Source organism: Micromonospora sp. NPDC005806, from assembly GCF_042871425.1.
Classification (GTDB): Bacteria; Actinomycetota; Actinomycetes; order Mycobacteriales; family Micromonosporaceae; genus Micromonospora.
This window is the reverse complement of record NZ_JBIAIL010000008.1, coordinates 1-12,672: the sequence shown is the minus strand read 5'-3', so window position 1 is coordinate 12,672 and position 12,672 is coordinate 1. Positions and strand designations below refer to the sequence as shown.

At 74.8% G+C, this 12,672-nt stretch carries 9 protein-coding genes and 1 pseudogene; all 10 read right to left on the bottom strand.

Annotated features, from left to right (window positions below; genetic code table 11):
• Position 1: 1 nt before the first annotated feature.
• Positions 2 to 1,477: an Asp-tRNA(Asn)/Glu-tRNA(Gln) amidotransferase subunit GatA gene (gene gatA, locus ACFYOS_RS11290; RefSeq protein WP_387138604.1), complete on the bottom strand. Its 1,476-nt coding sequence runs from the start codon at positions 1,475 to 1,477 to the stop codon at positions 2 to 4.
• Positions 1,474 to 1,779, bottom strand: a complete 306-nt coding sequence (gene gatC, locus ACFYOS_RS11285; RefSeq protein ID WP_091190253.1) for an Asp-tRNA(Asn)/Glu-tRNA(Gln) amidotransferase subunit GatC — start codon at positions 1,777 to 1,779, stop codon at positions 1,474 to 1,476. Before gatC ends, gatA begins: the two co-directional genes overlap by 4 nt.
• A gap of 200 nt (positions 1,780 to 1,979) precedes the next feature.
• A complete protein-coding gene (locus ACFYOS_RS11280) occupies positions 1,980 to 4,541 on the bottom strand; it encodes a putative bifunctional diguanylate cyclase/phosphodiesterase (protein ID WP_387138601.1) in 2,562 nt (853 codons plus the stop codon).
• 163 nt (positions 4,542 to 4,704) lie between these two features.
• A complete protein-coding gene (ligA, locus tag ACFYOS_RS11275) occupies positions 4,705 to 6,840 on the bottom strand; it encodes an NAD-dependent DNA ligase LigA (protein WP_387138598.1) in 2,136 nt (711 codons plus the stop codon).
• 153 nt (positions 6,841 to 6,993) lie between these two features.
• Positions 6,994 to 8,007 carry an ADP-ribosylglycohydrolase family protein gene (locus tag ACFYOS_RS11270; RefSeq protein WP_387138595.1) on the bottom strand — a complete coding sequence of 338 codons (1,014 nt, stop codon included), beginning with the start codon at positions 8,005 to 8,007 and terminating at the stop codon, positions 6,994 to 6,996.
• 32 nt (positions 8,008 to 8,039) lie between these two features.
• On the bottom strand, positions 8,040 to 8,408 hold the full coding sequence (locus ACFYOS_RS11265) for a VOC family protein (RefSeq protein ID WP_387138592.1): 369 nt from the start codon (positions 8,406 to 8,408) through the stop codon (positions 8,040 to 8,042).
• Positions 8,409 to 8,444: 36 nt separating this feature from the next.
• Positions 8,445 to 9,449, bottom strand: coding sequence for a methionine synthase (locus ACFYOS_RS11260; RefSeq protein WP_387138589.1), 1,005 nt, complete (start codon positions 9,447 to 9,449; stop codon positions 8,445 to 8,447).
• A gap of 507 nt (positions 9,450 to 9,956) precedes the next feature.
• Positions 9,957 to 11,030: a tRNA 2-thiouridine(34) synthase MnmA gene (gene mnmA / locus ACFYOS_RS11255; RefSeq protein ID WP_387138587.1), complete on the bottom strand. Its 1,074-nt coding sequence runs from the start codon at positions 11,028 to 11,030 to the stop codon at positions 9,957 to 9,959.
• 37 nt (positions 11,031 to 11,067) lie between these two features.
• Entirely contained in the window at positions 11,068 to 12,243 is a 1,176-nt protein-coding gene (locus ACFYOS_RS11250; protein ID WP_387138584.1) for a cysteine desulfurase family protein, read from the bottom strand.
• 327 nt (positions 12,244 to 12,570) lie between these two features.
• Positions 12,571 to 12,672, bottom strand: a pseudogene (locus ACFYOS_RS11245) (electron transfer flavoprotein subunit alpha/FixB family protein); the annotation flags it as partial.

Genomic DNA, 12,672 nt, shown 5'->3' with positions numbered 1-12,672 from the left:
CCTACAGCGCCGGTGGGGTGAACGTGCCGACCGTGGACTCCAGCGCGGCGGCGACCCGGTACATCCGGTCGTCGGCCATCGTCGGGGCCATGATCTGGAGACCGACCGGGAGCCCCTCGGAGAGGCCGCACGGGACCGAGATGGCCGGTCCGCCGTACAGGTTGGTCGGGATGGTGAACAGGTCGGCCAGGTACATCTGGTACGGGTCGGAGGTGCGCGCCCCGATCGGGAAGGCCACGAACGGGGTGGTCGGCGAGATCAGCGCGTCCACCTGCTCGAACGCCGCGGTGAAGTCCCGGGTGATCAGGGTACGGACCTTCTGCGCCTGGCCGTAGTAGGCGTCGTAGTAGCCCGAGGAGAGCGCGTACGTGCCGAGCATGATGCGCCGCTTGACCTCGGGGCCGAAGCCGGCCTCCCGGGTCAGCGACATGACCTCCTCCAGCGACCGGTTGCCGTCGTCGCCGACCCGCAGGCCGAACCGGACGCCGTCGAACCGGGCCAGGTTGGAGGAGCACTCGCTCGGCGCGATCAGGTAGTACGCCGGCAGCGCGTACTTGAAGTGCGGGCAGGAGATCTCGACGATCTCGGCGCCCAGCTTGGCCAGGGCCTCCACCGACTCGCGGAACGCCGCCATCACACCCGGCTCGGCGCCTTCGCCGGTGAACTCGGTGACCACGCCGAGCTTCACCCCGGTCAGGTCGCCGGTCGCGCCGAGCTTCGCCGCGCCGACCACGTCCGGCACCGGGGCCGGGATGGAGGTGGAGTCGCGCGGGTCGTGGCCGCCGATCACCTGGTGCAGCAGCGCGGCGTCCAGCACCGTACGCGCGCACGGGCCGGGGGTGTCCAGCGACGAGGAGAACGCCACCAGGCCGTACCGGGAGGTGCCGCCGTAGGTGGGCTTGGCGCCGACGGTGCCGGTGACCGAGCCCGGCTGGCGGATCGAGCCACCGGTGTCCGAGCCGATCGACAGCGGTGCCTCGTACGCGGCCAGCGCCGCGGCGCTGCCGCCGCCGGAGCCACCCGGGATGCGGTCCAGGTCCCACGGGTTGCGGGTCGGGCCGTACGCGGAGTACTCGGTGGAGGAGCCCATGGCGAACTCGTCCATGTTGGTCTTGCCGAGCATCACCGTGCCCGCGTCGCGCAGCCGCTGCACGATCGTCGAGTCGTACGGCGGGCGCCAGCCCTCCAGGATCTTCGACCCGACGGTGGTCGGCACGCCCTTGGTGGTCAGCACGTCCTTCACGGCGACCGGCACGCCCGCGAGAGGGCCCAGTTCCTCGCCGGCGGCCCGGCGGTCGTCCACGCTCCGCGCGGTGGCCAGCGCGCCCTCGGTGTCGACATGCAGGAAGGCGTGCACGCGCTCGTCGACGGCGGCGATCCGGTCCAGGTGGGCCCGGGTCACCTCGACGGCCGAGGTCTCCCCGCTCGCCACGAGCCCCGCGATCTGGGTCGCGGTCAGTCTGGTCAGGTCGCTCATGAAGCCACATCCTCGTCCAGGATCCGCGGGACGCGGAACCGCTGCTCCTCGGCGTCGGGTGCGCCCGACAGCGCCTCCTGCGGGGTCAGCCCGGGCACCACCACGTCCTCGCGGAGGACGTTGGTCAGCGGCACCGAGTGGGAGGTCGGCGGGATGTCCGCCGCGGCGACCTCACCGACCTGGGCGACCGACTGGAGGATCACGTCCAGCTGACCGGCGAAGGTGTCCAACTCCTCCTCGGTGACGGCGAGCCGCGACAGTCGCGCGAGGTGCGCGACCTCCTCGCGGGAGATGGCGGCCATCGGGTGCCCCCTTCGTGGCTGTCCTGCTGCGTCTTCGGGTGTCCGCCGCGCGCTCGACGGTGACGATGACGCGCGGTGACCGGAGCGAGTCTATTGTCCTGCGGTCGCGGCGACGCCCCCGACTCCCCACCGACCCACCGGCCGGGACGCTGCGTCATCCGTGGCATCGGCCCCGTGACCGCCTGCCGGGCGGGCCGCTCTCAGCGGGCGGGCCGGCGGGTCCCGTCACCGTCGGCGGACCCGGCCGGGCGGACCGGCCGGTACCGGGACAACCAGGTGACCAGGTCGCCGGCCGGCATGGGCCGGGCATGGAACCAGCCCTGGGCCACGTCGCAGCCGGCCGCGTGCAGCAGCCGCCAGGTGCGCTCGTCCTCCACGCCCTCGGCCACCACCCGCAGGCCGAGCGCCCCGGCCAGCTCGATCATCGACCGGACGATCGCCGCGTCGTCCGGGTCGTCAGCCATTCCGAGGACGAACGACCGGTCCACCTTCACCTCGGACAGCGGCAGCCGGCGGAGGTGCTGCAACGACGAGTACCCGGTGCCGAAGTCGTCCAGCGCGATGCCCACCCCGATCCGGTGCAGCTGGGAGATGGTGGCCAGCACCCGCCTCGGGTCGGCCATCAGGGCGCCCTCGGTGATCTCCACCTGGAGCCGGTCCGGGCTGACGCCGTACCGGGCGAGCCGGTCGGCGATCTGGTCGGCGATCTCGCCGGTATGCAGGTCACGGACGCTGACGTTGAGCGCGGCGCGCAGCGTGATGCCGGCCGCCGACCATTTCGCCACCTGCTCCACCACGTCGTCCACCACCCGGCGGGTGAGCAGCCGCATCACCGCGCTCTGCTCGGCGACCTGGATCAGCTCCCCCGGGTCGACCATGCCACGGCGCGGGTGCCGCCAGCGCAGCAGCGCCTCCACCCCGACGACCTCGCCGGTCGCGATGGCGATCTGCGGCTGGTAGTACATGGTGATCTCGCCCGGGTCCGCGGACGGGTCGTCCGTCCGCGCCCCGTCGGCCGCCCGGGCCCCGTCGCGCGCCTCCGGCGGCGCCGCCAGGCCGGCGTCGACCTCGGCCCCCCCGCCCTGCGGCTCGGCGGCGGGCGGAGCTGCCGGGCGCTCGTCGAGCGGGCCGTCGGGTTGGCCGCCGAGCACCTCGGGAGGCAGGCCGCCGTCCCCGGCCGGGCCCGGCGTCCGCTGGGCGGCCCGGCGGCGGATCGGGTCGGCGCCGGTCACGATCCGGTTGATCAGCTCGTCGTCGGCGCGGATCTCGACCCGCTCGCGCCGCCGTCGCAGCCAGCGCCGCCCCGGACCGTTGCCGGGACGTACCGCCCCGCCCCGGCCGCCGTTGCGGGGTATGCCGTCGCCGCGGGCCGGCCCGGCCAGCCCGGGGGCCGGCGCGAGGGTCGCGCCGTCGCCTCCGCGTACCGCGCCGGGCGGCTCCTCGACCGACACCGTCGACGTGGCCTCCAGCACGCGGCGCAGGTCGGCGAGGAGGCTGAGCCGCTCGGCCGAGTTGTGGTCGGACTCGGCCGCGTAGACGGCGACGGTGTCGTTGCGCTGCTTGGCGTCGTACATGGCCACGTCGGCGTGGCGCATCAGGGTGGCGAAGTCCTCGCCGTGCTCAGGGAAGATCGCGATGCCGATGGAGCCCCCCACGTCCAGCGGCAGGCCGTCCAGCGGCACCGGCTCGGCGAGCGCGGCGACCACCCGGTCGGCGCGCTCGCGCGCCTGGTCGGTGCCGGTGAGCCGAGGTACGACGATGGCGAACTCGTCGCCGCCGAGGCGGGCCAGCAGGTCACCCTCGCCGACCACCCCGGTCAGCCGGGCGCTCACCTCGACCAGCAGCCGGTCCCCCACCGCGTGCCCGAGGGCATCGTTGACGTGCTTGAACCGGTCCAGGTCGAGCAGGAGCAGGGCCAGGTGGGCGTCCGGCTCGCCCCGGGCCGCCCGCTCGGCGTGCAGGTGCACCTGCTCGGCCACCTCGGTCAGCAGCGCCTTGCGGTTGGGCAGCCCGGTGAGCGGGTCGAGCGCGGCCAACTGCTCCCGCTCGGCGGAGAGCCGGGCCATCCGGTAGACGGCGAAGAGCGGCACCAGGACCAACGGGATCAGCGCGGCGCTGACCCGGGCGGCGGCTACCAGCACCGGAGCGAGCAGCAGCAGCGAACCGGTGGAGAGCAGCTCGTACGCCAGCCCGAGGCGGACGCTGGGCCACCACCGGTCGCCGAAGCGCAACCAGATCGCGGAGTTGACCAGGGCGTAGTTGACCGCGAACCAGGCCGCGGTGGCGGCGCCGACCACGGCCACGTCGGTCCAGTGCAGCCGCCCGCCGCCGAACAGGTCGCCGGGCCCGAGCCGGGTGACCGCGTACGCGGCGGCGAGGGCGCAGGCGTACTGGGCGGCGTTGAAGGCGGTGCGCCACAGGGCGTGCCCCATCCGCCAGCCGGACACGGCCACCGCGACGGCCTGCACGGCGACGGCCGGACCGAGTCCCCAGCCGAGCAGGATCGCGAAGGTGAAGCAGGTCGACGGGAAGACCGCCGAGGTCTCCCGCCGGCCGGGCGGCACGAACGGCCGGGCGTCGCAGGCGACGGCGAGCGCCGCCATGGTCCAGAAGGCCGCCGGCATGTCCGGCAGCCGGTCGGACAGCCCGGCCACCGGCCCGGCCGAGACCAGCACGGCCAGGAGGCCGACCGCGGCGACGAAGCCGAAGAACGGCGCACCCCGCCCGGGTGGCACGGAGTTTCGCGGGTCGGCGGTCTCCATCGCACCTCCGGGGACGGCCGTGGCGTGCGCCGTTCACACGCCGTACGCCAATGAAACGCCCTCAGAGCCGATTTCCCCGGCAGGACAGTCACGAATCGGTCGTAGTCGTAACTAAGTTGGTATACGCGGCCAGGCGTCGTCAAGATTCACATTGAGCCCGCCCTCAGCCCTCGACGCGGGCCACCTCGCGGGCCGCCTCCGGGCCGGACTCCAGCAGCACGCGGAAGCCCTCCTCGTCGAGGACGGGCAGCTTGAGGCTGGCCGCCTTGTCCGCCTTGGAACCGGGGTTGTCCCCGACGACGACGAAGCTGGTCTTCTTGGAGACCGAGCCGGTGACCTTGCCGCCCCGGCTCTGGATCGCCTCGGACGCCTGGTCGCGGCTGAACCCGGCGAGGGTGCCGGTGACCACCACGGTGACGCCTTCCAGCGGACGCGGCCCCTCCTCGCCGGCCTCCTCGGCCATCCGTACGCCCGCCTCGGCCCACTTGCGCACCACCTCGCGGTGCCAGTCGACGGCGAACCACTCCGTGATGCTGGCGGCGATGGTCGGACCCACGCCGTCTACCGAGGACAGCTCCTCCTCGCCGGCCACTTCGATCGCCGGGACGGACCGGAAGTGCCGCGCCAGCGCCTGCGCCGCGGTCGGGCCGACGTGCCGGATGGAGAGCGCGACCAGCACCCGCCACAGCTCCCGCTCCTTGGCCACGGCCAGGTTCTCCAGCAGCTTGGTGGCGTTGCTGCCGAGGCTGCCGTCCTTGTTGACGAAGAACGGCGACCGGGCGAGCTGCTCGGCGTCGAGCTGGAAGAGGTCGCCCTCGTCCTGGATGATTCCGGCGTCGAGGAGGGCGGCGGCGCCCTTGTAGCCGAGCACCTCGATGTCGAAGGCGCCCCGGCCGGCCAGGTGGAACACCCGCTCGCGCAGCTGCGCCGGGCAGCTGCGGCTGTTGGGGCAGCGGATGTCGACGTCCGCCTCCTTCTCCGGCCGGAGCGGGGTGCCGCAGGCCGGGCAGGTGTCGGGCATGACGAACGGGCGGGCGTCGGCGGGGCGCAGGTCGACCACTGGGCCGAGCACCTCGGGGATGACGTCGCCGGCCTTGCGCAGCACCACGGTGTCGCCGATCAGCACGCCCTTGCGCTCGACCTCGCGGGCGTTGTGCAGGGTGGCGTACGCGACGGTGGAGCCGGCCACCTTGACCGGCTGGAGCACGGCCCGCGGCGTGACGCGGCCGGTCCGCCCGACCTCGACCTCGATGTCGAGCAGCTTGGTGTTGACCTCCTCCGGCGGGTACTTGAAGGCGATGGCCCAGCGGGGGGAGCGGCTGGTCGAGCCGAGCCGCCCCTGGATGGAAACCCGGTCGACCTTGACCACCACGCCGTCGATCTCGTGCTCGACGTCGTGCCGGTGCTCGGCGTAGTAGGCGATGTATTCCGCGACGCCGGCCAGGTCGGGCACCACCCGCCAGCGGTCGCTGGTCGGCAGCCCCCACGCCTGCAGCGCCGCGTACGACTCGGACTGCGCCGCCGGCTGGTAGCCCTTGCGGGCGCCGATGCCGTGCACCACCAGGCGCAGCGGCCGGGAGGCGGTGACCCGCGGGTCCTTCTGCCGGAGGCTGCCGGCGGCGGCGTTGCGCGGGTTGGCGAACGGCGCCTTGCCCTGCTCGACCAGGTCGGCGTTGAGATCGGCGAAGGCGGCGACCGGGAAGTAGATCTCGCCGCGCACCTCCAGGAACTCCGGCACGTCCGGAAAGTCGTCGGACGGGGTGAGCCGGGCCGGCACGTCCCTGATGCTGCGCACGTTGGCGGTCACGTCCTCGCCGGTGCGCCCGTCGCCCCGGGTCGCGGCCCGGACCAGCCGACCCTTCTCGTAGGTCAGGTTGATGGCCAGGCCGTCGACCTTCAGCTCGCACAGGTAGGGCACCGGGCCGCCGGCGTCCCGCTCGACCCGCTCGGCCCAGGCGGCCAGCTCCTCATCGGCGAAGGCGTTGTCCAGCGACATCATCCGCTCGACGTGGGTGACCGGGGTGAAGTCGGTGGAGAAGGTGCCGCCCACCCGCTGGGTCGGCGAGTCGGGGGTGCGCAGCGCCGGGTATTCCGCCTCCAGCGCCTCCAGCTCGCGAAGCTGCTTGTCGAACTCGGCGTCGGAGATGGTCGGCGCGTCGAGCACGTAGTAGCGGTACTGGTGGTCGGTGAGCTCCTGGCTCAGCGTGGCGTGCCGCTCCCGTGCATCCGGGGTCGGCTCGGCGCCCGCCGCCGCCTCCTGCGCCGGGCTGACCGCCTGGGGAACCGCTTCTTCGGACACGCCGCCGCCTTCGGACACCGCTGTCGACCTCCCGTGCTCGTGCTACCCGAACCGTAGCGGGCGGGGGTGACAAACGTCCCCCCACCCGCCCTGAGCAGGCGCGCGGCGGTCGCGCCGCCGAGCGGCGAGGGCCTCGCCCGCCCGGCCCGACGGTCAGTCGTGGCGGGCGGCCAGGCGGGCCAGCTGGTCGGTGTACTCGATGCGGGCGGACCAGTCGGCCGGCCAGGCGGCCATGCCGTGGGCGGCGCCGACGAAGGCGCCGGCGAGAGCGGCGATGGAGTCTGAGTCGCCGGCCGTGGTGGCGCCCCGGGCCAGCGCGCCGACCGGGTCGTCCGGGTGGCGCAGCGCGCAGAGCAGCGCGGTGGCCAGGGCCTCCTCGGCGATCCAGCCCTCGCCGGTGAGCCGGCACGGGTCGTCGCCGTCGTCGGGGCGGGCCAGCGCGGCGTCGAGCCGACCGAGGACGCGCAGGCACTCATCCCAGCCCCGGGCGATGAACTCCGCCGGCGACCGCTCGCCCGGGCGCTGCCACAGGTCGCCGAGCCAGTCGTGCCGGTAGACCGTGCGCTGCTCGCGGGCCCGCGCGGCGAGCAGGCCAGGCAGGTCGGCGAGCGCGGCGCCGTCGCGCAGCAGCCGGACCGCGTACGCGGTCAGCTCGCTGGCCGCCAGGCCGGTCGGGTGCCCGTGGGTCAGGCCGGCCTGGAGCTGGGCCAGCCCGGCGAGGGTGTCGAGGTCGACGTCGAGCAGCCCGACCGGGGTGACCCGCATGTTGGCCCCACACCCCTTCGAGCCGGCCACGGTGGCCTCCTGCCAGCGGGTGCCCCGGTCCAGTTCGGCGCAGGCCCGCAGGCAGGTCATCCCGGGCGCGCGGTTGTTGTCCGGGCTCACCGCCCAGTCGACGAACCGCTGCCGCAGCAGCGGCTCCACCGCCTCCGGCGTGTACGCGGGCGCCTCGTGCAGCGCCCAGGCCACGGCGAGCGCCATCTGGGTGTCGTCGGTGACCAGCGCCGGGTCGCCGGCCAGCTCGCGGGGGCCGGTCGGACCGTAGCGCCGGAGGATCTCGGCGACGGTGAGGAACTCGGTGGGCCTGCCCAGGGCGTCGCCGTAGGCGAGGCCGAAGAGCGAACCGGAGGCGCGGCGGGATGCGGAGTCGATCACGGTGGCGATCATGCCCCGCCGACGCAAGCCGCGCCTCCCGGCGGTCAGTCCCAGCAGAGGCAGAACGGGTGCCCGGCCGGGTCGGCATAGACCCGGAAGCCGTCACCCTCGCCGGGCAGCCGCCGCGCGCCCAGAGCCAGCGCCGCCTTCTCGGCGGCCTCGATGTCGTCCACCGTCACGTCGAGGTGGAACTGCTGCGGCCGCTCCGGGTCGGGCCAGTCGGGGGCACGCAGGTCGAGCGCCTGCTGGAAGGCGATGCGCGGCTGATGCCCCGGCGGGCCGCCGAGCACCACCCAGTCGTCGCCGTCGGAACTGTCCTCGTTCAGCGAAAGGCCGAGCAGCTCCGCGTAGAAGCCGGCCAGCGCGCGTGGATCGGGGCAGTCGATCACCACGGAACGCAGCTGTCCAATCATGCCCGTCATCCTGCCCCGCCGGTACGACAGAAAAACCTACTCCTCGGACAGCCGCCGCCCGGCGTCCCGGCAGGCGGCCAGGACCGCCCGGGCATACGCCGGGGTGGCCCCGGCCAGGCCGCAGGCGGGGGTGACCACCACCTGCTCGGCGAGCCGGCGCCGGGGGAAGCCGAGCTGGTCCCATACCTGGCGGATCCGGTCGGCGACCTGGGCCGACGTCGGCGCGCGGCCGGACGGCGGCGGTAGCGCGGGCGCGGCGCCGGCCAGCAGCCCGAGCCCGGCGTCGATCGTCTCGCCGAGCGGGTCCAGGTCGGTGACCAGGCCGAGGTCGAGCGCGACGCCGACGGCCCCGGCGCTCCGGATCAGCTCCAGCGGCACGTCCGGAGCGCAGCAGTGCACCACGGTCGGTACGCCGGCCGCCTCGATGACGCCGCCCAGCAGCGCCCCGGCGACGCCCGACTCCACCGCCCGGTGGGTGCCGAAGCCGCTCTCGGTGGGCACCCGGCCGGCGAGCACCGCGGGCAGGGACGGCTCGTCGAGCTGGAGCAGCACCGACGCGCGGGGCAGCCGGCGGGCCACCGCGGCGACGTGCTCGCGCAGCCCCTCGGCGAGCGAGCCGGTGAGGTCGCGGACCGCGCCCGGGTCGCGCAGCAGCCGGCCGCCGATCGGCAGCTCCAGCGACGCGGCCAGGGTGAACGGGCCGGCCGCTTGGACCTTGACCGGGCCGGCGTACTCCTCGGCCTGCTCGGCGAGCTGGTCGAGGTCGCGTTCCATCAGGTCGCGGGCGCGGCGCAGGTCCTTGCCGGGGCGCGGGGCGATCCGCCAGCGGGCCGCGTACAGCTCGACCGGCAGCTCCACGAGGAGCCCTGCGGTACGCCCGACCAGGTCGGCGCCGGGGCCCCGGGCGGGCAGCTCCGCCAGGTGCGGCAGGGCGGGCAGCTCGCCGAGCACGATGCGCTGCGCCTCGGCGATGTCGGTGCCGGGCAGCGACCCGATCCCGGTCGCCGCCCCGGCGGGCCAGGGCCAGGGCTGATCATTCACCGCCGAAGACTATCCGCTGCCCGATCCGCTCCGGACGCGGACGCGGCGCGTGCCACCGACCTGCGGTGCGGTGCGGGCGCGGCGCGAGCGTGGCGACGGGCGTACCGCAGCCGGCGCGAGCGTGCCGACGGACGTACCGCGGCTGCCGTGCTGCCTGGCGGGGGTCACATCGTCGGCCGCCTTCGGAGCTGACATCACCAACGACTCACCGACCCCCTCCCCAGCCCTCGGCACGCGTCCTGCCGACACCCAAAGGGGGGCTGGTGAGTCGTTGACGACGTCAGCTCGAAAGCAAGCCGGACACCCTTGCCGACCCGGCTTGGCACAGCGGCACCCAGGGCGGACGTGGCCGGCTAGCGGCTGACGACCTCAGTTCCAGAGGCAGCGCGGCGCCCCCGCCCGGCGTGCCGGAGGTATCCAGGCCGCAGGCGGCCAGCCGGACCGGCCGACGGCGGGGCGACGGCGACAGCCCGAAGGGGCACGGCAGCGAGGCGGGTGCCCGGACGCTCAGCCGGTGATGGTGGCGGAGCCGAGTACGATGTCGCCGGCCGGGTCGGGGCGGTAGGCCACGATCGCCTGGCCGGCGGCGACGCCGCGGACCGGGCGACGCAGCTCGGCGTGCACCCCGTCGGCGGCCAGCGACACCGTGGCGGGGACCACGTCGCCGTGCGCCCGCAGCTGCACCTCGCACTCGATCGGCACGGTGGGTCGCGCACCGCCGGTCCAGACCGGGCGGGTGGCCCGGACCTGGGAGACCTCCAGCGCCTCGGCCGGGCCGACCGTCACCGTGTTGGTCTTCGGGGTGATGGAGAGCACGTAGCGGGGGCGACCGTCCGGGGCGGGCCGGTCCAGGTGCAGGCCACGCCGCTGGCCGACGGTGTACTGGTAGGCGCCGCTGTGGCTGCCGACCACCGCGCCGCTGAGCGCGTCGACCACGTCGCCGGGTGACTCGCCGAGCCGCTGGGCGAGGAAGCCTCGGGTGTCGCCGTCGGCGATGAAGCAGATGTCGTGCGAGTCGGGCTTGTCGGCCACCGCGAGGCCGCGTCGGGCGGCCTCCGCGCGTACCTCGGTCTTGGTGGAGTCGCCGAGCGGGAAGATCGACCGGTCGAGCTGCTCGCGGGTCAGCACCGCGAGGACGTACGACTGGTCCTTGGCCAGGTCGACGCTGCGCCGCAGCAGGCCGTCCGGGCCGAGCCGGGCGTGGTGGCCGGTCACCACCGCGTCGAAGCCGAGGGCCACCGCCCGGTCCAGCACCGCGGCGAACTTGATCTTCTCGTTGCAGCGCAGGCACGGGTTCGGGGTACGGCCGGCCGCGTACTCGGCGACGAAGTCGTCCACCACGTCCTCGTGGAACCGGTCGGCCATGTCCCAGACGTAGAACGGGATGCCGAGCACGTCGGCGGCCCGGCGGGCGTCCCGGGAGTCCTCCAGGGTGCAGCAGCCGCGGGCACCGGTGCGGTACGTCTGCGGGTTGCGGGCCAGCGCCAGGTGCACGCCGGTCACGTCGTGTCCGGCCTCCACCGCGCGCGCCGCCGCCACGGCGGAGTCCACTCCGCCCGACATCGCCGCCAGAACCCTCACCAGCTCACTCCCCTCGTCCTCACCGAGCGTATCCGGATCAGCGGGGCGTGCGGAGGGCGGCCGCGCGGCGGGCCCGCTCCACGGCGGCCGGCAGCGCGGCGACGAGGGCGTCGACGTCCGCCCTGGTGCTGGTGTGACCGAGGGTGAAGCGCAGCGACGAGCGGGCCCGGTCGTCGTCGGCGCCCATGGCCAGCAGCACGTGCGAGGGCTGGGCCACCCCGGCGGAGCAGGCCGAGCCGGTCGAGCAGGCGATGCCCTGGGCGTCCAGGAGCAGCAGCAGTGCGTCCCCCTCGCAGCCGGGGAACGAGAAGTGCGCGTTGCCGGGGAGCCGGTTGACCGGGTCGCCGTTGAAGATGACCTCGGGGACCGCCTGCCGGACCCGCTCGACCAGCTCGTCGCGGAGCGCGGCGACCCGGACCGCGTACTCCTGCTGGCCCTTCACGGCCGCCTCGACGGCGACCGCGAAGGCCACGATGCCGGCGGTGTCGAGGGTGCCGGAGCGGACGTCGCGCTCCTGGCCGCCGCCGTGCAGCAGCGGGGTGGCGGCGATGTCCCGGGCCAGCAGCAACGCGCCGGCCCCGGCCGGGCCGCCGAGCTTGTGCCCGGTGACGGTGAGCGCGGAGACGCCGCTGGCGGAGAAGTCGACCGGCACCTGGCCGACCGCCTGGATCGCGTCGGTGTGGAACGGCACACCGTGCTCGGCGGCGACCGCCGCCAGTTCGGCCACCGGCTGCACCGTGCCGACCTCGTTGTTGGCCCACATCGCGGTGACCACGGCCACCCGGTCGCCGTGCGCCGTCAACTCGGCGCGGAGCCGCTCGGGGTCGAGCCGGCCGGCGGCGTCGACCGGCAGCCAGCCGACCTCGGCGCCCTCGTGACCGGCCAGCCAGTCGACCGCGTCCAGCACCGCATGGTGCTCGACGGCGCTGGAGACGACCCGGGTCCGCTCGGCGCGGGCGGCGCGACGGGCCCAGAACACGCCCTTCACCGCGAGGTTGTCGCTCTCGGTGCCGCCACCGGTGAAGACGACCTCGGACGGGCGGGCGCCGAGCGCGGCGGCCACCCGCTCGCGCGACTCCTCCACCCGCCGCCGGGCACACCGGCCCGCCGCGTGCAGCGACGACGCGTTGCCCACCTCACGGGCCGTGGCGACGTACGCCTCGAGTGCCTCGTCGAGCATCGGGGTCGTCGCCGCGTGATCCAGGTATGCCATCACCGTTCAGCCTAACGGCCGGCGACCAGCCCGCCGTCCGCCGGATCGCCGCTCCGGATCCGGCGGGGGCGGTCGCGAATCGTCCAACGGTTCCGGGGTACTCGAAGGCCCGGCCGATCGATCCCGAGGAGTGCCGGCGTTGCTCCGCCCGGTACCCTCAGGGTGTGGGCTCGCGCCCCCTCGAACGGGCTGATCGGCGGGCCGGCTCAGCTCCCCGGCCCGCCGATCAGCTCCCTTCCCGCCGCGACAGGAAGGGCGGGACACACCTGTCAGAGCCGCCGCCCGGAGCACCGGACGGCGGCTCTGTCGTGGGTCAGCCGGGAAGGGTCACTTCCGCTTGCGGATCTCCTCGGCGGCCTGCGGGACGACCTTGAACAGGTCGCCGACCACGCCGAAGTCGGCCAGCTCGAAGATCGGCGCCTCGGCGTC

Bases quoted from the DNA above. Each gene is read 5' to 3' on its own strand.
- gatA (WP_387138604.1), bottom strand. From the start codon at position 1,477: ATGAGCGACCTGACCAGACTGACCGCGACCCAGATCGCGGGGCTCGTG.
- gatC (WP_091190253.1), bottom strand. From the start codon at position 1,779: ATGGCCGCCATCTCCCGCGAGGAGGTCGCGCACCTCGCGCGACTGTCG.
- ACFYOS_RS11280 (WP_387138601.1), bottom strand. From the start codon at position 4,541: ATGGAGACCGCCGACCCGCGAAACTCCGTGCCACCCGGGCGGGGTGCG.
- ACFYOS_RS11270 (WP_387138595.1), bottom strand. From the start codon at position 8,007: ATGATCGCCACCGTGATCGACTCCGCATCCCGCCGCGCCTCCGGTTCG.
- ACFYOS_RS11265 (WP_387138592.1), bottom strand. From the start codon at position 8,408: ATGATTGGACAGCTGCGTTCCGTGGTGATCGACTGCCCCGATCCACGC.
- ACFYOS_RS11250 (WP_387138584.1), bottom strand. From the start codon at position 12,243: ATGGCATACCTGGATCACGCGGCGACGACCCCGATGCTCGACGAGGCA.